The sequence below is a fragment of the Streptomyces sp. NPDC058671 genome, assembly GCF_042716475.1.
Lineage (GTDB): Bacteria > Actinomycetota > Actinomycetes > Streptomycetales > Streptomycetaceae > Streptomyces.
The window spans coordinates 77,403-98,220 of record NZ_JBHXSA010000007.1 but is presented as its reverse complement, the minus strand read 5'-3'; the positions used below and the strand labels follow the sequence as shown (position 1 = coordinate 98,220).

General features: G+C 71.9%; 17 protein-coding genes. 9 read left to right on the top strand and 8 right to left on the bottom strand.

The window, feature by feature from the left end:
• Position 1 precedes the first annotated feature (1 nt).
• The gene (locus tag ACFWV2_RS11045; protein ID WP_384404737.1) at positions 2–334 is read left to right on the top strand and encodes a DUF3817 domain-containing protein; all 333 of its coding nucleotides are present in this window, start codon (positions 2–4) and stop codon (positions 332–334) included.
• 71 nt (positions 335–405) lie between these two features.
• A complete protein-coding gene (locus ACFWV2_RS11040) occupies positions 406–2,106 on the top strand; it encodes a methylmalonyl-CoA mutase (protein ID WP_384404736.1) in 1,701 nt (566 codons plus the stop codon).
• A 72-nt stretch (positions 2,107–2,178) separates the two neighbouring features.
• On the opposite strand, the gene ACFWV2_RS11035 is transcribed toward ACFWV2_RS11040, so the two are convergent.
• A complete protein-coding gene (locus ACFWV2_RS11035) occupies positions 2,179–2,805 on the bottom strand; it encodes a TetR/AcrR family transcriptional regulator (RefSeq protein ID WP_384404735.1) in 627 nt (208 codons plus the stop codon).
• A 298-nt stretch (positions 2,806–3,103) separates the two neighbouring features.
• Between ACFWV2_RS11035 and ACFWV2_RS11030 the strand changes: the two genes are divergently transcribed.
• The 4 genes from ACFWV2_RS11030 (at position 3,104) to ACFWV2_RS11015 (ending at position 7,291) form a co-directional block, all read left to right on the top strand.
• Positions 3,104–4,072: a tetratricopeptide repeat protein gene (locus ACFWV2_RS11030; protein WP_384404734.1), complete on the top strand. Its 969-nt coding sequence runs from the start codon at positions 3,104–3,106 to the stop codon at positions 4,070–4,072.
• 601 nt (positions 4,073–4,673) lie between these two features.
• On the top strand, positions 4,674–5,342 hold the full coding sequence (locus tag ACFWV2_RS11025; RefSeq protein WP_384404733.1) for a DUF6230 family protein: 669 nt from the start codon (positions 4,674–4,676) through the stop codon (positions 5,340–5,342).
• A gap of 106 nt (positions 5,343–5,448) precedes the next feature.
• Positions 5,449–5,997 carry a DUF6114 domain-containing protein gene (locus ACFWV2_RS11020; protein WP_384404732.1) on the top strand — a complete coding sequence of 183 codons (549 nt, stop codon included), beginning with the start codon at positions 5,449–5,451 and terminating at the stop codon, positions 5,995–5,997.
• Positions 5,987–7,291 (top strand): hypothetical protein, encoded by a 1,305-nt coding sequence (locus ACFWV2_RS11015; RefSeq protein ID WP_384404731.1) that lies wholly within the window; start codon positions 5,987–5,989, stop codon positions 7,289–7,291. The genes ACFWV2_RS11020 and ACFWV2_RS11015 overlap by 11 nt, the downstream gene beginning before the upstream one ends.
• 93 nt (positions 7,292–7,384) lie before the next feature.
• On the opposite strand, the gene pyk is transcribed toward ACFWV2_RS11015, so the two are convergent.
• From pyk to pta, 3 genes are all read right to left on the bottom strand, one after another.
• Positions 7,385–8,815 carry a pyruvate kinase gene (gene pyk, locus ACFWV2_RS11010; RefSeq protein WP_384404730.1) on the bottom strand — a complete coding sequence of 477 codons (1,431 nt, stop codon included), beginning with the start codon at positions 8,813–8,815 and terminating at the stop codon, positions 7,385–7,387.
• A gap of 82 nt (positions 8,816–8,897) precedes the next feature.
• The gene (locus ACFWV2_RS11005) at positions 8,898–10,172 is read right to left on the bottom strand and encodes an acetate kinase (RefSeq protein ID WP_384404729.1); all 1,275 of its coding nucleotides are present in this window, start codon (positions 10,170–10,172) and stop codon (positions 8,898–8,900) included.
• On the bottom strand, positions 10,169–12,262 hold the full coding sequence (gene pta, locus ACFWV2_RS11000; protein ID WP_384404728.1) for a phosphate acetyltransferase: 2,094 nt from the start codon (positions 12,260–12,262) through the stop codon (positions 10,169–10,171). Before pta ends, ACFWV2_RS11005 begins: the two co-directional genes overlap by 4 nt.
• 290 nt (positions 12,263–12,552) lie before the next feature.
• Here pta and ACFWV2_RS10995 point away from each other — a divergent pair, with 290 nt between their 5' ends.
• Together ACFWV2_RS10995 and ACFWV2_RS10990 are read left to right on the top strand one after the other, a co-directional pair.
• Entirely contained in the window at positions 12,553–13,578 is a 1,026-nt protein-coding gene (locus ACFWV2_RS10995) for an ATP-dependent 6-phosphofructokinase (protein WP_384404727.1), read from the top strand.
• 188 nt (positions 13,579–13,766) lie between these two features.
• Positions 13,767–14,870 (top strand): hypothetical protein, encoded by a 1,104-nt coding sequence (locus ACFWV2_RS10990; RefSeq protein ID WP_384404726.1) that lies wholly within the window; start codon positions 13,767–13,769, stop codon positions 14,868–14,870.
• Here ACFWV2_RS10990 and ACFWV2_RS10985 read toward each other — a convergent pair.
• From ACFWV2_RS10985 to ACFWV2_RS10970, 4 genes are all read right to left on the bottom strand, one after another.
• Positions 14,867–15,607 carry a tyrosine-protein phosphatase gene (locus tag ACFWV2_RS10985; RefSeq protein WP_384404725.1) on the bottom strand — a complete coding sequence of 247 codons (741 nt, stop codon included), beginning with the start codon at positions 15,605–15,607 and terminating at the stop codon, positions 14,867–14,869. The genes ACFWV2_RS10990 and ACFWV2_RS10985 overlap by 4 nt on opposite strands.
• 24 nt (positions 15,608–15,631) lie before the next feature.
• Positions 15,632–16,240: a helix-turn-helix domain-containing protein gene (locus ACFWV2_RS10980; RefSeq protein ID WP_384404889.1), complete on the bottom strand. Its 609-nt coding sequence runs from the start codon at positions 16,238–16,240 to the stop codon at positions 15,632–15,634.
• Positions 16,241–16,416: 176 nt separating this feature from the next.
• The gene (locus ACFWV2_RS10975; protein ID WP_384404724.1) at positions 16,417–17,115 is read right to left on the bottom strand and encodes a response regulator; all 699 of its coding nucleotides are present in this window, start codon (positions 17,113–17,115) and stop codon (positions 16,417–16,419) included.
• Positions 17,112–18,914 carry an ATP-binding protein gene (locus ACFWV2_RS10970; protein ID WP_384404723.1) on the bottom strand — a complete coding sequence of 601 codons (1,803 nt, stop codon included), beginning with the start codon at positions 18,912–18,914 and terminating at the stop codon, positions 17,112–17,114. The genes ACFWV2_RS10975 and ACFWV2_RS10970 overlap by 4 nt, the downstream gene beginning before the upstream one ends.
• Positions 18,915–19,126: 212 nt before the next feature.
• Here ACFWV2_RS10970 and ACFWV2_RS10965 point away from each other — a divergent pair, with 212 nt between their 5' ends.
• The gene (locus ACFWV2_RS10965; RefSeq protein WP_384404722.1) at positions 19,127–20,479 is read left to right on the top strand and encodes a cation:dicarboxylate symporter family transporter; all 1,353 of its coding nucleotides are present in this window, start codon (positions 19,127–19,129) and stop codon (positions 20,477–20,479) included.
• Positions 20,480–20,818: the final 339 nt, after the last annotated feature.

Sequence of the window (20,818 nt, the reverse complement as noted above, 5' to 3'; positions counted from 1 at the left end):
CATGAAATCCAGTGTGCTGACCCGTTACCGCGTCATGGCGTACGTGACCGCCGTCATGCTGCTCGTGCTGTGCGCCTGCATGGTCTTCAAGTACGGGTTCGACATGGGCGAGGACGTGACCTTCGCGGTCTCCCAGGCCCACGGTGTCCTCTACATCATCTATCTGGTCTTCGCCTTCGACCTGGGCTCCAAGGCCAAGTGGTCGTTCGGCAAGCTCCTGTGGGTGCTGGTGAGCGGCACGATCCCGTTCGCCGCGTTCTTCGTCGAACGCCGGATCGCCGCGGAGACGCTTCCGCTGGTCAGCGGCTCGCGACCGGCTCCGGCCAAGGCGTAACCCGACCCCCGCACGGATGTGCGGGGGGTTTGCCATCGACATTTACTAGGACGTCCTAGTAAATTCGAGGTATGGACGCTGACGCCATCGAGGAAGGCCGCCGTCGCTGGCAGGCCCGTTACGACAAGGCCCGCAAGCGGGACGCCGACTTCACCACGCTCTCCGGCGACGCCGTCGAGCCCGTCTACGGGCCCCGCCCCGGCGACACCTACGAGGGGTTCGAGCGCATCGGCTGGCCCGGCGAGTACCCCTTCACCCGAGGACTCCACCCCACCGGCTACCGGGGCCGGACCTGGACCATCCGCCAGTTCGCCGGCTTCGGCAACGCCGAGCAGACCAACGAGCGGTACAAGATGATCCTGGCCGCCGGCGGCGGCGGCCTCTCCGTCGCCTTCGACATGCCCACCCTCATGGGCCGCGACTCCGACGACCCCCGCTCCCTCGGCGAGGTCGGCCACTGCGGGGTCGCCATCGACTCCGCCGCCGACATGGAGGTCCTCTTCCAGGACATCCCGCTCGGCGACGTCACCACCTCGATGACGATCTCCGGCCCCGCCGTGCCCGTCTTCTGCATGTACCTGGTCGCCGCCGAGCGCCAGGGCGTCGACCCGGCCGTGCTCAACGGCACGCTCCAGACCGACATCTTCAAGGAGTACATCGCGCAGAAGGAGTGGCTCTTCGAGCCCGAGCCCCACCTGCGCCTCATCGGCGACCTCATGGAGCACTGCGCGCAGGGCATCCCCGCGTACAAGCCGCTCTCCGTCTCCGGCTACCACATCCGCGAGGCCGGAGCGACGGCCGCGCAGGAGCTCGCGTACACCCTCGCGGACGGCTTCGGCTACGTCGAGCTGGGCCTCAGCCGAGGCCTCGACGTCGACGTCTTCGCCCCCGGCCTCTCCTTCTTCTTCGACGCGCACCTCGACTTCTTCGAGGAGATCGCCAAGTTCCGCGCCGCCCGCCGCATCTGGGCCCGTTGGATGAAGGAGGTCTACGGCGCCAGGACCGACAAGGCGCAGTGGCTCCGCTTCCACACCCAGACCGCCGGCGTCTCCCTCACCGCCCAGCAGCCCTACAACAACGTCGTACGCACCGCCGTCGAGGCCCTCTCCGCCGTCCTCGGCGGCACCAACTCCCTCCACACCAACGCCCTCGACGAGACCCTCGCCCTCCCCAGCGAGCAGGCCGCCGAGATCGCCCTGCGCACCCAGCAGGTACTCATGGAGGAGACCGGCGTCGCCAACGTCGCCGACCCCCTGGGCGGCTCCTGGTACGTCGAGCAGCTCACCGACCGCATCGAGGCCGACGCCGAGAAGATCTTCGACCAGATCAAGGAGCGCGGCCGCCGCGCCCACCCGGACGGGCAGCACCCGATCGGCCCGATCACCTCCGGCATCCTGCGCGGCATCGAGGACGGCTGGTTCACCGGCGAGATCGCCGAGTCCGCCTTCCAGTACCAGCGGTCCCTGGAGAAGGGCGACAAGCGGGTCGTCGGCGTCAACGTCCACCACGGCTCCGTCACCGGCGACCTGGAGATCCTGCGGGTCAGCCACGAGGTCGAGCGGGACCAGGTCCGCGCCCTCGGCGAGCGCAGGGCCCGCCGCGACGACGCCCAGGTCCGTGCCGCGCTCGACGCGATGCTCGCCGCCGCCAAGGACGGCTCGAACATGATCGCCCCCATGCTGGACGCCGTCCGCGCCGAGGCCACGCTCGGCGAGATCTGCGACGCCCTCCGCGACGAGTGGGGCGTCTACACGGAACCGCCGGGCTTCTGACGGTCACACCTGACGGATTCAGGGGCGGTACGGGAACTCCCGTACCGCCCCTGACCCGTACTCCGACCGCCCTCAGTCCGCCACCGCGCCGAGCCCGCCCACGAGGAGCGCGGAGAGGCGCGCCACCCACTCCTCGTCCACCGGCTCCGCGCTCACCAGCGCACGGTGCACCACCGCCCCCGCGATCACGTCGAAGATCAGGTCGTCGAGGGCGTCCACCACGGCGGGATCGCGGTCCGCCGGAAGCTCACCGCGCCGCTGCGCCCGCATCCGGCCCTCCAGGACCAGCCGCTTCTGCCGGTCGACGATCGAGGCGCGTATCCGCTCCCGCAGCGGTTCGTCGCGGGTCGACTCGGCCACCACCGCCATCAGGGCAGTCTTGGTCTCGGGGCGTTCGAGGAGGGCGGCGAACTGCAGGACGACATGCCCGATGTCGGCCCGGAGGGAACCCAGGTCGGGCAGTTCGAGTTCGTCGAAGAGGACGGCGACGGCGTCCACCACCAGCTCGTTCTTGTTGGCCCAGCGGCGGTAGAGGGTCGTCTTCGCGACCTTGGCGCGGCCGGCGACGTCCCCCATCGTGAGCTTGGCCCAGCCCAGCTCCACCAGAGCCGCGCGGGTCGCCTCCAGGATGGCCGTGTCGGCCTCGGGGGAGCGGGGACGCCCCGTACGGCTGCTGCGGGGGCTGGTGCGGCTACACATGGCAGTCGACCATACCCGCCGGTAGGTACGGCGCCAGAGGCCCCGCGTGTGAGGCAGTTCACCGCCCGGATCCGGTCCGCGCCCTCCCCGTCGTCCGGCCAGGACAGTTACGCTACGACCTGTAGCGAAAGGCATCGAGCGGCCTGAGCGACAACCACGGCACCGGGTGGGGACCCGGTGCGAACCGAAGACGAAGGACCGTGCCGCCCCACGGCTCGCACACCGGCGGGAGGCGTGCGGACGGCACGGTTCAGCCATGGCTTAACGGTTACGTGCGCGGAAGGGGGAGGATGTACGCATGCAGCCCCGAAACATGTCCATGAGCGGCGTCGTCGATCTCGCCGCGGTGAAGGCGGCCGGAGAGGCCAAGGCGAAGGCGGAACAGGCGCGCGCCGAAGCCGCCCGGCAGGGCGGATCCGCGGCGGTGTCGCCGTCCGCCCTGGTGATCGACGTCGACGAGGCGGGCTTCGAGCGCGATGTGCTCCAGCGCTCCGCCGAGGTCCCGGTCGTCCTCGACTTCTGGGCCGAGTGGTGCGAGCCGTGCAAGCAGCTCGGCCCCCTCCTCGAGCGGCTCGCCGTCGAGTACAACGGGCGCGTCCTGCTCGCCAAGATCGATGTCGACGCCAACCAGATGCTGATGCAGCAGTTCGGCATCCAGGGAATTCCGGCCGTTTTCGCGGTGGTCGCCGGCCAGGCGTTGCCGCTCTTCCAGGGCGCGGTGCCCGAGGCCCAGATCCGCGAGACCCTCGACCAGCTGATCCAGATCGGTGAGGAGCGCTTCGGCCTCACCGGCATCGCCGTCGACGCGGGCGCCCCCGAGGGCGGTACGGAGGCCGTACTTCCGGTCGGCCCGTACGACTCGCTCCTCGAAGCGGCCCTGTCCGCGCTCGACGCGGGCGACCTGCCCGGCGCGATCCAGGCGTACAAGAACGTGCTGGCCGACGACCCGGCCCACCCGGAGGCCCAGCTCGGTCTGGCCCAGGCCGAGCTGCTCGCACGGGTGCAGGACCTGGACCCGACCGCCGTCCGGAGGAACGCCGCGGAGAACCCGGCGGACGTCACCGCGCAGATCGCCGCCGCCGACCTCGATCTGGTGGGCGGTCACGTGCAGGACGCCTTCGGGCGCCTCGTGGAGACCGTGCGCCGCACGGCGGGCGAGGACCGGGACGCGGCGCGGCTGCGGCTCCTGGAACTGTTCGAGGTGATCGGCGCCGACGACCCGAGGGTCACGGCCGCGCGCCAGGCCTTGGCGCGCGTCCTGTTCTGAGGTCTTTTCGGCCCTCCCCGGGGCGCCGGATCGCCTGACGATTTGGCAACACAGTGACAAAAGGCGGCCGCGCTTTACCAAATCTTGGTAATCGCGGCCGCTGTTACTTGCAGTAAATCGAACCTGGTCTTCTGTCCGCATTCATGCGGTGATCTCCGGATATTCCGGCCCATTCGAACGCACCCTCCGTACCCGTTCGGCCCCGTCCCGACACGGCCCGGTTATCCACCCGTTACTAGCCAGTAATGAACCCCCTTGTGCCACGGCGCGGAATGGACCACGATCGGCGACGCTCGGTCCGAACCGCACCGCCCGGCAACCAACCGGGGTCGCGGCGAGGGTCCCCACCGGGTGGACCGGCGCTCCGGCACCGGTCCTGGACAGGGGGGTTCCCGCTCTCACCGAACGGGGCCTGTCCAATCAGGCCGCGTTCGACAACGCGGCCCATGGTTGTCGCTCGGGGGTGATCGCCGGTGATTCGGACGCGCGTCGCGCCGCCGTATGCCTCGGCGCTCTCCTTCCCGAGGACGTAGCTCTTCTCCCATCCCAGGACGGGCCCCGGGCCCTTCCGGAGATGTACGTCCGAGAAGGAGGAATTCTCATGAAGTCCCAGGTACGTGGCGGAACCAGATGGAAGCGGTTCGCCGTCGTCATGGTCCCGAGCGTGGCCGCGACGGCCGCGATCGGTGTGGGTCTGGCCCAGGGGGCGCTCGCCGCGTCCTTCAGCATCTCCGGCCAGGAGTTCAAGGTTAAGGCGAAGAGCCTCGTCGGCGAAGACTTCGTCCAGTACGGCAGCGTCAACGGCGGCAAGGACCTCGAGGGCAAGGACTTCGCGGCCCCGGTCGCCGTTTCGGGCTTCTCGAAGGCCTGGATCACCGACATGTGCCAGTCGGTCGTGACGCCGAAGGTGCCGTTCGTCGGTGACGTCACGCTCCGGCTCACCGCCGGTACCGGCAAGGAGAAGGTCTACGCGGAGGACATCTACCTCGATGTCTCCCAGCTCAAGACCAACGCCGAGTTCAGGAACATCGACATCGGCGTCGCGGCCGGTGCGCTCAACGCGGGGCCTGACGGCAAGCCCGTCAAGGGCAAGCCGGGCATTCAGCCCAACACCAAGGCGAACCCGTACGGCTTCGGTCAGCGCGCCGAGGAGGCGGTGCTGAACGACGTCGAGCAGAAGGCGTGGGCGACCACCGCCGCCACCTTCAAGCTCCCGAACCTCAACCTGTCCCTCCACAGGGGCACGTCCGAGGAGTGCTTCAAGGACTGACCGGGTCCGGAGGGCGCGGGCCGTCCCAACCGGCCCCGCCCGTCCCGGCCGTCAGCACCATCTTCTTCACCTTTTTCAGCAACACCGCTTCCAGGGAGCTGTTTCCATGAGCGCCGAGATCCCCGCCTCCCGCGAAGTCCTCAAGGAGAACCGGTTCACGGTCTGGCGGCAGACCAGGCCCTTCTGGGCGGGGCTGTTCACCGTCATCGGCGGCGTACCGATCGCCTATCTCCCGTACGGGGACTTTCGGCTCGGCAACGCCACGCTCGCCATGCAGACGACCGCCGGAGCCGGCGCGCTGATCATCGGCGTACTGCTCATCACCCTCGGACTGACGATGTGGTTCCAGCCCATCGTCCGCGTCTTCGCGGGAGTCGCATCGATCATCCTCGCGCTCGTCTCCATCCCCGTGTCCAACTTCGGCGGTCTGGTCATCGGGTTCCTCTTCTCCCTCATCGGCGGCGCCATGTCCGTCGCCTGGGCGCCAGCGGCCCCCGTCGAGGAGACCGCCGACGCACAGCACGACGGTGTGCCGGAGGCGTCCGACGAGACCGAGGCCCCGTGGGCCGCCGGCGTGCCGGAGCAGCGCGAGGCGGAGCACCACGCGACCGAAACGACGATCGACGCCAACGGCGGGAGGAACAGTGCGGGGTGACGAGACTCAGTCGGCGCTCGCGAAGGGTGGCCCGCGGCACGCGGCCCCGCGCAAGTCGCTGCTGAACAGGATCCAGGGCCCCGCGGGCAAGGCGATGGCGCTGGCCGCCATGCCGACCGCGGTGTTCGTGGGCATGGGCCTCACGCCCAAGATCGCCCTCGCCGACGACAAGGACCTCCCCTTCGCGCCCGGCCCCTGCGTGACCCGCTCGGACGAGCCGACGCCGGAGGCCACGGAGACGGCGAAACCGACGGAGAGCGCGAAGCCCACCCCCTCGGCGACCGCGACGGCCACACCGACGGCCACCGCCACCGCCACCCCGAGCGGCACCGCCGGTGCCACCGCCACCCCGACGTCGACCGCGACCGGGCAGGCGACGACCCGGCAGACACAGGAGCGGGCGAAGGCCACCGCCTCGGCGACACCCACCGCGACGCCGACGGCCACGCCCACGCCGACGCCCACGAAGTCGGTGAACCCGCTGGACCCGCTGGGCGTGGGTGACGCGCTCAAGGACCTGTTCGACGGCCCGGACCCGAAGCCGACGGTCACGCCCACGGCTGCGGCCCCGACGACCGAGGCCCCGGCCGAGCCGGCGGCGGACCCCGACGTGCCGGAGGCGACCATCGCGCCGAAGCCGACGGCCACCGCTCCGACGGCGACCACCGACCCGGCCGCCGAGGCGACGAAGGCCGCGATCGAGAAGGCCGCCGAGAAGGCGGGCGTGAAGGTCGAGGAGCTGCCGGAGAGCGCCAAGGGCCTCGACGCCAAGAAGGACGAGGACATACCCGACGGGGCGAAGCCCCGCTTCCCGTGCCCGGAGCGCGACGACGCGGCACTCGCGGCGGCCGACCTGGAGCCGGGGATCCCGCTGCTCCCGGACGAGCCGTGGCGCCTGGAGAGCACGAAGCTCACGCTGAGCGGTCTGAAGTACCACGGCATCGTCGAGGTGAAGACCTACAGCGGCACGATCAAGAAGGTCCTGAAGTTCACCGCGACCTCGATCGGCATCAGGGACCTGCACCAGCTGACGGTCCACTCCGAGGGCCGCACGGGCCACGTCCGCTCCGAGAAGGGCAGGACGTCGACGATCACCGAGGGCACGGTGACCATGTACACGGAGGAGCTGAAGGGCAACCTCATCGGGATCATCCCGATCACCTTCAGCCCGGAGTCCCCGCCCCCGCTGGACCTTCCGGAGGTCTTCTTCACCCACGTGAAGCTCAAGCAGGCGGGCCAGTTCGGCGGCACCCTCAGGGTCCCGGGCCTCCGCAACACGGTCGAGCCCGGCTGACCGCGTATCACTTCCCGCATCCCGGAGGGAGCCGTACGCGACGAAGCCCCCGTCCGCGCCGGACGGGGGCTTCGGCATGCGTCGGCAGGCGCGTCAGGCGCGCTCGCCGCCGCCCAGGTGGTGGACGCGGACCATGTTCGTCGTGCCCGGGACGCCGGGGGGCGAGCCGGCCGTGATGACCATGGTGTCGCCCTCGTTGTAGCGCTGGAGCTTCAGGAGTTCGGCGTCCACGATGTCGACCATCGCGTCCGTGGTCTCCACGAACGGGACGAGGTAGGACTCGACGCCCCAGCTCAGGGTGAGCTGGTTGCGGGTGTTCTCGTCCGTCGTGAAGGCGAGGATCTGCTGCTGCGTCCGGTAGCGGGAGAGGCGGCGGGCCGTGTCGCCGGACTGGGTGAAGGCGACCAGCGCCTTGCCGCCGAGGAAGTCGGCGATCTCGCAGGCCGCGCGGGCGACGGAGCCGCCCTGGGTGCGCGGCTTCTTGCCGGGGACCAGGGGCTGGAGGCCCTTGGAGAGCAGCTCCTCCTCGGCCGCGGTGACGATCTTCGACATCGTCTTGACGGTCTCGATCGGGTACGCGCCGACCGAGGACTCGGCCGACAGCATGACCGCGTCCGCACCGTCGAGGATCGCGTTGGCGACGTCGCTCGCCTCGGCGCGCGTCGGACGCGAGTTGGTGATCATCGACTCCATCATCTGGGTCGCGACGATGACCGGCTTGGCGTTGCGGCGGCAGAGCTCCACGAGGCGCTTCTGCACCATCGGGACCTTCTCCAGCGGGTACTCGACGGCGAGGTCGCCACGGGCCACCATGACCGCGTCGAAGGCGGCGACGACGGCCTCCATGTTCTCGACGGCCTGCGGCTTCTCGACCTTGGCGATGACGGGGACCCGGCGGCCCTCCTCGTCCATGACCTTGTGGACGTCCTTGACGTCGTCGGCGTCGCGGACGAAGGAGAGGGCGACCATGTCGCAGCCCATCCGCAGGGCGAAGCGGAGGTCGTCGACGTCCTTCTCCGACAGCGCGGGGACGTTCACCGCCGCGCCGGGCAGGTTGATGCCCTTGTGGTCGGAGATGACACCGCCCTCGACGACGATGGTCTTGACCCGGGGGCCCTCGACCTCGACGACCCGCAGCTCGACGTTGCCGTCGTTGATGAGGATCTGGTCGCCCTTGGAGACGTCGCCGGGCAGACCCTTGTAGGTGGTGCCGCAGACCGACTTGTCGCCGGGGACGTCCTCGGTGGTGATGGTGAACTCGTCACCGCGCACCAGCTCGACGGGGCCCTCGGCGAAGGTCTCGAGGCGGATCTTGGGGCCCTGGAGGTCGGCGAGGACGCCGACGGCGCGTCCGGTGTCGGCGGAGACCTGCCGGACGCGGTCGTACCGCTCCTGGTGCTCGGCCTGGGATCCGTGGCTGAAGTTGAATCGGGCCACGTTCATGCCAGCCTCGATGAGAGCCTTCAGCTGCTCATACGAGTCGACGGCGGGGCCCAGCGTGCAGACGATTTTGGAACGGCGCATGAGGCGGATCCTATCGGTTTGTTTCACTGCGGAATATTCCGTCTGGCGGAAAGTACAAATGGGCGCGGGGCCGCTCAGGCGTTCACTCGTTCGAGCCCGCCGTGCGCTGAACGAGCGCGTGACTCTGGCGCGCGATCTCCAGCTCCTCGTCCGTCGGTACCACGGCCACCGCCACCCGCGCGTACTCCGGCGAGATCAGCCGTGCCTCGTCGGACCGCACGGAGTTGAGGCCCGTGTCCACCGCGAGACCCAGCTCCTCCAGGCCCGCGATCGCAGCCTCCCGCACCGGGGCCGCGTTCTCGCCCACCCCCGCCGTGAACGCCACCGCGTCCACCCGGCCGAGCACCGCGTAGTACGCGCCGATGTACTTCTTCAGCCGGTGGACGTAGACGTCGAAGGCGAGCGCCGCCCGCTCGTCGCCCTCGTCGATCCGGCGCCGGATCTCCCGCATGTCGTTGTCGCCGCAGAGCCCCACCAGACCGGACCTCTTGTTGAGGAGTACGTCGATCTCGTCCGTCGACATGCCCGCCACCCGCTGCAGGTGGAAGGTGACCGCCGGGTCGATGTCGCCCGAGCGGGTGCCCATGACCAGGCCCTCCAGCGGGGTCAGGCCCATCGAGGTGTCCACGCACCGGCCGCCCCGCACCGCCGACGCCGAGGCGCCGTTGCCCAGGTGCAGCACGATCACGTTCACCTCCTCCGGCTCCCTGCCGAGCAGCCGCGCCGTCTCCCGCGAGACGTACGCGTGCGAGGTGCCGTGGAAGCCGTACCGCCGGATCCGGTACGCGTCGGCGGTCTCCACGTCGATCGCGTACCGCGCCGCCGACTCCGGCATCGTGGTGTGGAAGGCCGTGTCGAAGACCGCGACCTGGGGCAGGTCGGGACGGAGCGCCGTCGCCGTCCTGATGCCCGTGAGGTTCGCCGGGTTGTGCAACGGCGCCACCGGCACGAGCCGCTCGATCTCCGCCAGCACCTCGTCGTCGATCACCGTCGGCTCGGTGAACCGCAGCCCGCCGTGCACCACCCGGTGGCCGATCGCCGCGAGCTCGGGGGAGTCCAGGCCGAGACCGTCCGCCGCCAGCTCCGCCGCGACCGCCTTCAGCGCGGCCGCGTGGTCGGGGATCGGGCCGCTCCTCTCCCGCTTGACGCCCCCGCCGTCCTGGAGCGGGGTGTGCACGAGCCGCGAGGTCTCCTCGCCGATGCGCTCCACCAGCCCCTGGGCGAGCCGGCTGTCGTCGCGCATGTCGAGCAGCTGGTACTTCACCGAGGAGGAGCCCGAGTTCAGGACCAGGACGCGGGTCGGAGCGGACGCCGACGCGTCGGGGGAGCCGGCGGGGACGGGGGTGGGGGCGGTCATGCGGGGAGCTCCTGACCCTGGGCGGGGACCTGGGACTGGATCGCCGTGATGGCGACCGTGTTGACGATGTCGCTGACGAGCGCGCCCCGCGAGAGGTCGTTCACGGGCTTGCGCAGACCCTGGAGCACTGGACCGACGGCCACGGCGCCGGCCGAACGCTGCACGGCCTTGTAGGTGTTGTTGCCGGTGTTGAGGTCCGGGAAGATCAGGACCGTCGCCTGCCCCGCCACCTCCGAGTCCGGAAGCTTCGTCGCCGCCACGGAGGGCTCCACGGCCGCGTCGTACTGGATCGGGCCCTCGATCCGCAGCTCCGGGTGCGCCTCGCGGACCAGCTTCGTCGCCTCCCGCACCTTGTCGACGTCCGCGCCGGAGCCCGACGTGCCCGTCGAGTACGACAGCATCGCGATCCGTGGATCGACGCCGAAGCGGGCCGCCGTGGCCGCCGACTGGACGGCGATGTCCGCGAGCTGCGCCGCGTCCGGGTCCGGGTTCACCGCGCAGTCGCCGTACACCAGGACCTTGTCGGCGAGGCACATGAAGAAGACCGAGGAGACGATCGAGGCTCCCGGCTTCGTCTTGATGATCTCGAAGGCGGGGCGGATCGTCGCGGCCGTCGAGTGCACGGAACCCGAGACCATGCCGTCGGCGAGACCCTCCTGCACCATCAGGGTGCCGAAGTAGTTGACGTCCGAGACGACGTCGTACGCCAGCTCGACGGTGACGCCCTTGTGGGCGCGCAGCGCCGCGTACTTCTCCGCGAAGGAGTCCCGCAGCTCCGAGGTCTGGGGGTCGATCAGCTGGGTGCCGGCCAGGTCCACGCTCAGGTCGGCGGCCTTCTTGCGGATGGTCTCGACGTCGCCGAGCAGCGTCAGATCGCAGACGTCACGGCGCAGCAGCACGTCGGCGGCGCGCAGCACCCGCTCCTCGGTGCCCTCCGGGAGCACCACCCGGCGCCGGTCGGCGCGCGCCTGCTCGATCAGCTCGTGCTCGAACATCATCGGGGTGACCCGGCCGCTGCGGGCGACCGAGATCCGCTTGAGGAGGTCGGCCGTGTCCACGTGCCGCTCGAACAGGCCGATCGCCGTCTCCGCCTTGCGGGGGGTGGCGGCGTTCAGCTTGCCTTCGAGGGCGAAGAGTTCGGCGGCGGTCGGGAAGCTGTTGCCCGGTACGGAGATGACCGGGGTGCCCGGCGCGAGACGGGCCGCCAGCGTCAGGACCTCCTCGCCCGGCCGCTCGTCGAGGGTGAGGAGCACACCGGCGATCGGCGGGGTCCCGGCCGAGTGCGCGGCGAGCGCCCCGACGACCAGGTCGGCCCGGTCCCCGGGGGTGACGACCAGACAGCCGGGCGTCAGCGCGTGGAGGAAGTTCGGCAGCATCGCGCCGCCGAAGACGAAGTCGAGGGCGTCCCGGGCGAGGCCCGCGTCGTCACCGAGGACGACGGAGGCCCCGAGCGCGTGGGTGATCTGGGAGACGGTGGGCGCGGCGAGCGCCGGCTCGTCCGGCAGGACGTAACAGGGCACGGGCACCCGGGCGGTGAGCCGCTCGGCGATGGCCCCGCGGTCCTCGCTCGCCACCCGGTTGACGACCATGGCGAGGACGTCGCAGCCGAGTCCGTCGTACGCCCGGAAGGCGTTGCGGGCCTCGGCCCGTACGGACTCCGCCGGCTGGCCCTTGCCGCCGACGACCGGGATGACGGAGGCGCCGAACTCGTTGGCGAGCCGGGCGTTGAGCGCGAGCTCGTCGGGGAGCTGGGTGGCGGCGAAGTCGGTGCCGAGGACGAGGACGACCTCGTAGGCGCGGGCGACGGCGTGGAAGCGGTCGACGAGCCGGGAGACCAGCTCGTCGGTGCCCCGCTCGGCCTGGAGCGCGGCCGCCTCGTGGTAGTCCATGCCGTAGACCGTCGAGGCGTCCTGCGAGAGCCGGTACCGGGCACGCAGCAGGTCGAAGAGCCGGTCGGGGCCGTCGTGCACCAGCGGCCGGAACACCCCCACCCGGTCCACCTGGCGGGTGAGGAGCTCCATGACTCCCAGCTCGACGACCTGGCGGCCGTCTCCGCGGTCGATCCCGGTCACGTACACGCTGCGCGTCACGCCGTGGTCTCCTGTCCAGTCCTGTGGAACCCGGGGTGCGACCGCCGGTCCCCTGCCTGTCAATCCACTGCCCTCAGAAAGCCCCGATAGGGCCGCATCACCCCCTTGACAATACCCCCGCCAATGGTTACGTCGCCCGCCGGACGAAGGGCCCGGAAGCCCGCGACGAAAGGCCTCCGCGGTGCCCGCCGAAGGGACGCGCGGAACGGCGGCGAGCACGCCCGTCAGGTCCGGCGTGTGAGAATTGTCGTGGCTCACACGGACCGCGACCGAGCAGGAGACACAGCACGATGCGCATCGGAGTCCTCACCGCAGGCGGAGACTGCCCCGGCCTGAACGCAGTGATCCGGTCGGTCGTGCACCGGGCGCTCACCGGTCACGGCGACGAAGTCATCGGCTTCGAGGACGGGTTCAAGGGCCTCCTCGACGGCCACTACCGCCCCCTCGACCTGAACGCCGTCAGCGGCATCCTGGCCCGCGGCGGCACCATCCTCGGCTCGGCCCGCCTGGAGCGCAACCGGCTGGCCGAGGCCGCCGAGTCCGCCCCCGACCTGGCCCGCGAGTACGGCATCGACGTCCTCATCCCGATCGGCGGCGAGGGCACCCTGACCGCCGCCCGGATGCTGTCCGACGCCGGCATGCCCGTCGTCGGCGTCCCGAAGACGATCGACAACGACATCTCCTCCACGGACCGCACCTTCGGCTTCGACACCGCCGTCGGCGTCGCCACCGAGGCCATGGACCGGCTCAAGACCACCGCCGAGTCCCACCAGCGGGTGATGGTCGTCGAGGTGATGGGCCGCCACGCCGGCTGGATCGCCCTGGAGTCCGGCATGGCCGGCGGCGCGCACGGCATCTGCCTCCCCGAGCGGCCCTTCCACATCGACGACCTCGTGAAGATGGTCGAGGAGCGCTTCGCCCGCGGCAAGAAGTTCGCCGTCATCTGCGTCGCCGAGGGCGCCCATCCGACCGAGGGCTCGATGGAGTACCAGAAGGGCGAGATCGACCAGTTCGGTCACGAGCGCTTCCAGGGCATCGGCAACCAGCTCGCCGTCGAGCTGGAGCGGCGCCTCGGCAAGGAGGCCCGTCCGGTCATCCTCGGCCACGTCCAGCGCGGCGGTACGCCGACGCCGTACGACCGGGTGCTCGCCACCCGCTTCGGCTGGCACGCGGTGGAGGCCGCGCACCGCGGCGAGTTCGGCCGGATGACGGCCCTGCGGGGCACGGGCATCGAGATGGTGCCGCTGGCCGAGGCCGTGACCCGCCTGAAGACGGTCCCGGCGGACCGCATCCGCGAGGCGGAGTCGGTCTTCTAGGGCCCTGGCCCCCGGACACGCCCGAGTGGCCCCGACCGTCCCCCGTGGACGGTCGGGGCCACCGCGCTGTGCCCGGCATCACCCCCGTGCATGCCGGGTCTCCACTCTTGAGCCGGAGCGCGAGATCCACAAGGCTGGGGCCCGTCCCGGACATGTCCCCACCCTGTCCGGCGGAAGGGAAGGCGCGCATGGCACCGGGGGAGCACATCCCTGACCCGCGGGGGGCGAGGACCCCCGCCGAGTTCCTCGCGCGCCTCCAGGCACTCAAGGACTGGTCCGGTCTGACCTACCGCGAGCTCACGGCGCGGGCGGAGGCACACGGGGACGTCCTGCCCCGGTCCACCGTGGCGAACATGCTGGCCCGCCCCACCCTGCCCCGCGAGGAGCTGCTGCTCTCCTTCGTCCGCGCCTGCGGGGTCGATCCGGCCGGGGCGGAGGACTGGCGGACGGTACGGCGGGAACTCGCGCGCCGGGGGACGTACGCGCCGGTGGCGGAGGACCCGGCGGCCGACCGGCCGCGCCCGCCCGCCGGCCCCGCGGACGACTCCGCTCCTCCGGACCCGTCCGCCGGCCCCGCGGACGACGCCACCTCGCCCCGCCCACACGACCCGCCCGCGGGCCCTTCGGACGCCTCCGCCCCACCGCCCGCCTGGCCCAGCGCCGCGGCGCCGCCCGCCGCGCGGCCCGGGGCCTCGTCCCGGATACGGCGGGCCCTCGTCGCGACCGTCGCGGTGGCCGGGCTCGTGCTCGCCGGCGCCAGCGTCGTCGCCGTCCTCCGGGACGGCGCCACCGGTCCCGCCGGGCCGCCGCCCCGTACGCCCACGGCTCCCGCCGCCCCGGTCGCCGGGGACGTACGGATCCGGGTGGTCGGCAGCGACTTCTGTCTCGGGGAGCGGCGGGGCGTCCGTACCGGCCAGGTCCATCAGGTGCCGTGCGCCGAGGCGGGCTTCCCGCTGTACTCGCTCGCGCCGGTGGGCGCCGGCCGGTGGAGGATCGTCTCGCACCACCCCGACTTCGGCCCCGGCTGCTCCGGCATACCCTCCGGCGGCCGGATACCCGACGCCGCGTACGAGGACTCCGAGTGCGGGGACCCGAGCCGGGTCGAGGCCTTCGCCCTGGAGCCGTACGGCACTCCCCTACGGGGCCACCGGATCGTCCCGGTCGGCTCGGCGACGCCCGGCAGCTGCGTGACCGTCGTCGGTGACCGCACGGCCGCCTGGGCGCGGCTCGCCCAGGCCCCCTGCGCGCCGGACGCCACGGGCCAGCTCTTCGCTTTCGAACGCCGGCCCTAGGGCGCTTCCACCAGCCGGGCCCTGAGCGTCGCCACCACCGTCGGATCGAGGCCGACGTGGCCGGTGACGTACGCCCCCACCGAGCCGTACCGCGCGCGCAGGTCCGCGAGGAACAGCCGGATGACGTCGGCCGGCGCCCGGCCGTAGCCGGGCCAGCGCAGCTCGCGGCCCGGGTGCGTCGCCCGCCAGTCGGCGACCAGCCGTTCGGTGGCCAGTTCGGTGAGCGCGAAGTCCGCGTGGATGTCCTCGTCGGGGACCCCGACGAGCGCCAGGACGAGGGCCGCGAGCAGTCCCGTACGGTCCTTCCCCGAGGCGCAGTGGAAGACGAGCGGTCCGTCGGCCGCGGCGATGAGTTCCAGGGCCGTACGCAGTTCCGCCGCGCCGTCCTCGGCGACCTCGGCGAACCGGTCGGCGAGGTAGCGCCAGGGGTCGAGGTCCGGGTCGATCTCCGCCTGCTCGTAGGGGCGGTGCTCGATGGACAGGTTGTGCCAGGAGACGTCCTCGGTCTCCGGCAGGCGGCCCTTCGCGGCGATCTCCCACGGGTAGCGCAGGTCGATCACCGTCCGCACGCGCAGTGCGCGGAAACGGGCGAGGTCGGCGGGGTCGGCGTCCGCCAGCTTGGCGAGGGAGTCGGAGCGGTAGAGGGTCTCCCACCGCACGGTTCCGCCGTCGGCGGTCCGATAGCCGCCCAGATCACGGAAGTTGTGGAGTCGTTCGAAGGGCACGTGTCGTCTCACGGGCGCCAATCTACGGCCCCGCGGTCACTGCTCCACGGCCGCCCAGAAGTGCCCGGTGATCCCGTCGAGGTACGCGCGCCCCTCGTCGCCCGTCGCCCCCGACGCGCCCCAGCTGCTGGTCGCCGCCATCCGGGCGTGGTACTCCGCGTGCAGCCGCTGCAGGGCGGACTCCAGGGACCGCTTGGGCAGCGGCAGCATCTTCACCGCCGGTTTCACATACGCCTGCCAGCGGGTCGTGGCGGCGTCGCGGAGCAGCTCGGCGAGGCGTTCGTCGCCTCCGGTCGCGGTGATCAGGGCGCGCGGGCCGAGGCCGAGGACCTCCGCGAGGGCGGCCGTCTGGCGTTCGGTCCCGCGCCAGCGGCCCTCGTCCTCCATCCGCTGGTACGCGTGGGCGGAGACGCCCACCAGCCGGGCCAGCTCCTCGACGGCGAGGCCGCGCGCGAGCCGGTGCTCACGCAGGCTGGTGGCGGTGGCGATCAGGTCGGCGGTGGAGCACCACAGGACGCCGGCGAGGGCTGTGAGCTCCTGTTCGCCGGGGGCGGCCCGCCCGCGTTCCCAGGCGACGACGGTGTCGGGGTCGACGAAGAGTCCGTACTGCGCGCGCAGGCCGTACGCGACATGACCGGGGGCCATGCCGAGGCCCTCGCGCAGTCGGCGGGCGGCCAGGGCGTCGAAGGGTGGTGAGGGTTGGTGCACCAGGCCACGGTAGGTGCGGAGGGTGACGGTTGGATACGGTGCGTTCCCCCAACGTACGAGGTCGTAGGAACGTGGGAACCCGCTGGTAACCCAGCGCGATGATCAAGGGAACGTCAGTGACCGCGCGCCGGGCCGTCCAGCCAGCGGTACTGGAGCTCCGGGCGCCCGATCTGTCCGTACTGCGGGGCGCGGACGGCCCTGCCCGCGGTCACCAGGTGCTCCAGGTAGCGGCGGGCGGTGATCCGCGAGATCCCGACCGCCGTGCCCGCCTCGGCGGCGGTGAGCCCGGCCGGGGTGGCCCGGAGGGTACGGGTGACGGCCTCCAGGGTCGGAGCGCTCAGACCCTTGGGGAGGGTGGCCGGGTGCGGGGCCCGGAGCGTGGCGAGTGCCCGGTCCACCTCGTCCTGCCCGGAGGCCTCGCCGGCCGCCGCCCGGAACTCGGCGTACCGGGCGAGGCGGTCCCGGAGGGTCGCGAAGGCGAAGGGCTTCAGGACGTACTGGACGACTCCCAGGGACACGCCCTCGCGGACGATCGTGAGGTCGCGGGCGGAGGTCACGGCGATGACGTCGGCACAGTGCCCGGCGGCGCGCAGCGCGCGCAGCAGCTGCAGGCCGTGGCCGTCGGGCAGGTAGAGGTCGAGCAGGATCAGGTCGACCGGCGTCCGGTCGAGCACCCGCACGGCGGCGGCCCGCGAGTGGGCGACCCCGACGACGGTGAAGCCCTCGACCCGCCCGGCGTACAGCGCGTGCGCGTCGGCGGCGACGGGATCGTCCTCGACGACGAGCACCCGCAGAGTCGGCGGCGCGGTCACGCGGACACCTCGGTTCCGGGGGCGGTACGGCCCGCCCCGCCGTCCGCCGCCCCGGGGACGGGGCGTGCCGCCCCGCCGTCCGCCGCCCTGGGGCGGGGGGTGGTGGCGGGGCCCGCGAGGAGGGGTGCGCCCAAGAGGTCACGACCTCCGGGGGCCGGCGCAACGGCGTCCGCGGCGATGCCGGGACCGTCCGGACCCGCGCCCCGCCCCCGTCCCGGCAGTGGCAGGCGGATCGTGAACTCCGCGCCGCCCTCCTCCGCGTCCGTGAGGTTCAGCGTGCCCGAGGCGCGGGTGACCGCCTGGCAGACCAGGGCCAGGCCGATGCCCCGCCCGGGGCCGCGGGTGGACCAGCCGCGCCCCAGGACCGCGTCCCGGTCGGCCGGGCGGACGCCGGGTCCGCTGTCGCCGACCCGGAGCAGCAGCTCGCCGTCGCCCGCGCGGGCCGCGACCGTGACCGTCACGCGCGCGTGCGGGGTCCCGCCGGCCGCCTCCACCGCGTTGTCGATGAGGTTGCCCAGGATCGTCACCAGGTCCCGGGCCGGCAGCGCCGCCGGTACGAGTCCGTCGTCGATGCCGCTGTCCTCGGTGAGGACCAGTTCCACACCCCGCTCGTTGGCCTGCGCGGCCTTGCCGAGCAGCAGCGCGGCGAGCACCGGCTCACCGACCGCGTCCACGACCCGGTCGGTGAGCGCCTGGGCCAGCTCCAGCTCCGCCGTCGCGAACTCCACCGCCTCGGCCACCCGCCCCAGTTCGATGAGTGACACGACCGTGTGCAGCCGGTTCGCCGCCTCGTGGGCCTGTGACCTGAGTGCCTCCGTGAAGCCGCGTTCGGAGTCCAACTCTCCCGAGAGCGACTGGAGTTCCGTACGGTCCCGCAGCGTGACGACCGTGCCGCGCCGCTCCCCGCCCACCACCGGCCGGGTGTTGACCACGAGGACCCGGTCCGTCGTCAGGTGCGTCTCGTCGACGCGCGGCTCGGCGGACAGCAGCGCGCCCGTCAGCGGCGCGGGGAGTCCGAGTTCGGCCGCGGGCCGGCCGACGACCCCGTCGTCGAGGCCGAGCAGCTCCCGCGCCCCGTCGTTGATGAGGGCGATCCGCCGCCGCCCGTCGAGCATCACGAGCCCCTCGCGGACCGCGTGCAGCGCGGCCTCGTGGTAGTCGTGCATCCGGCTCAGCTCCGTCGCGTTCATGCCGTGCGTATGGCGGCGCAGCCGCGCGTTGACCACGTACGTCCCGGCCCCGCCGAGCGCGAGCGCCGCGCCCGCCATGCCGAGCAGCGCGGTGACCTGCTCCCGTACCTGTTCGCTGATCTCGTCGATCGTGATGCCCGCGCTGACCAGGGCGACGACCCTGCCGTCGTCGAAGACGGGCGCCACCGTCCGTACGGAGGGGCCGAGCACCCCCAGGTGGGTCTCGGAGTACGTCCGGCCCGCCGCCGCCTCCTCGATGTGACCGAGGTACGTCCGGCCGATCTGCGCGGGCTCGGGGTGGGTCCAGCGGGTGCCGTCCGGGGCCATGATCACCACGAACGCCACGCCCGCGTGACGGCGCAGGGACTCGGCGTACGGCTGGAGCACCGCCGTCGGGTCGGCCGAGCGGACCGCCGTGACCACGGACGGGGAGTCGGCGACGGCCGCGGCGGTCGCGGTGGCCTGGCGCCGGGCGGTCTCCTCGGCCTGCGCCAGGTCCGTCACGTACGCGAAGACCGCGCACCCCGCCACGACGACGGCCACGAGCACGACCTGCATCGCGAAGAGCTGGCCGGCCAGGCTGCGGGGGTGGGGGAGGGGGAGACGCATGCGGGTAAGTGTGCACGGCGGAATGTGCGGCGGCGCGACGCGTTCCCGAATCGTTCCCTTCCCGGCCGGTCCGGCCTTTCACCGCCTGCCGGGGGCCCGGCGTCGTTTCGGTCGTGAACGAAACGTACGCAACCGTGACCCGGGTCACAGGCTGATGGATAGTCGCGGAGGTCCACCGGGACGTGGACATCCATCAGCGCGAGGAGGACCCCGTGGCCGCACGTCGGGACCGGACCCACTATCTGTATCTGGCCGTCATCGGTGCCGTGCTGCTCGGCATCGCGGTCGGCTTCCTGGCGCCCGGCGTCGCCGTCGAGCTCAAGCCGCTGGGCACCGGCTTCGTCAATCTGATCAAGATGATGATCTCGCCGATCATCTTCTGCACGATCGTGCTCGGCGTCGGCTCGGTCCGGAAGGCCGCGAAGGTCGGTGCCGTCGGCGGCCTCGCCCTCGGCTACTTCATGGTCATGTCGACCGTCGCCCTCGCGATCGGCCTGCTCGTCGGCAACCTCCTGGAGCCCGGATCCGGCCTCCACCTCACCAAGGAGCTGGCCGAGGCGGGCGCCAAGCAGGCCGAGGGCGCGAGCGAGTCCACGTCCGACTTCCTGCTCGGCGTCATCCCGACGACCCTGGTCTCCGCCTTCACCGAGGGCGAGGTCCTCCAGACCCTCCTCGTCGCGCTCCTCGCCGGTTTCGCGCTCCAGGCCATGGGTGCGGCCGGAGAACCGGTTCTGCGCGGGATCGGGCACATCCAGCGGCTCGTCTTCCGCATCCTCGGCATGATCATGTGGGTCGCCCCCGTCGGCGCGTTCGGCGCGATCGCGGCCGTCGTCGGCGCGACCGGCGCGGCCGCGCTCAAGTCGCTCGCCGTCATCATGATCGGTTTCTACCTGACCTGCGCGATCTTCGTCTTCGTCGTGCTCGGCGCGCTCCTCAGGCTGGTCGCGGGGATCAACATCTGGTCCCTCCTGAGGTACCTGGGCCGCGAGTTCCTGCTGATCCTCTCGACGTCGTCCTCGGAGTCCGCGCTTCCCCGGCTGATCGCGAAGATGGAGCACCTCGGTGTCAGCAAGCCGGTCGTCGGCATCACCGTGCCGACCGGCTACTCCTTCAACCTCGACGGCACCGCGATCTATCTGACGATGGCCTCGCTGTTCGTCGCCGAGGCGATGGGCGACCCGCTCTCGGTGGGCGAGCAGATCTCCCTTCTCGTCTTCATGATCATCGCTTCGAAGGGGGCCGCGGGTGTCACCGGCGCCGGTCTCGCGACCCTCGCGGGTGGCCTCCAGTCGCACCGGCCCGAGCTGGTCGACGGAGTGGGCCTGATCGTCGGCATCGACCGCTTCATGAGCGAGGCCCGCGCCCTCACCAACTTCGCGGGCAACGCCGTCGCGACGGTGCTGGTCGGCACCTGGACGAAGGAGATCGACCGGGCGCGGGTCTCCGAGGTCCTCGCCGGCCGGGTCCCCTTCGACGAGCAGACCCTCGTCGACGACCACGCCCCGGCCCCCGTCCCGGACCAGCGAGCCGAGGACGGCGAGGAGAAGGCCCGCGCGGGCGTCTGACACCCGGGGCCCTACCGGACCACGAGCCCGAGCCCCCTGGCCCCGCACCACGCACCCCAAACCCCGAGTCCCGGGCCTTGAGCCGGATCCGGGCCTCGGGAGAAGGGCGACCCCCGCAAGGGGGTCGCCCTTCTCGCGTTCGACGACCCCCGGTTGCGGATCGTGATCCGGTGCCCGGATTTCCGCAGAAGGGCGATCAGCGCTTTCCGGCATAGCGGTTCCCGCCGATGACCAGCACGTCCGCCCATTCCCCCTCCCTCGCGCCACGGTTCAAGTGTGACGTTGATCCGCCGCCGTCCGAAGGGGGAGCTTGGGAGTCCCGGGCCGCCGCACCGAAGC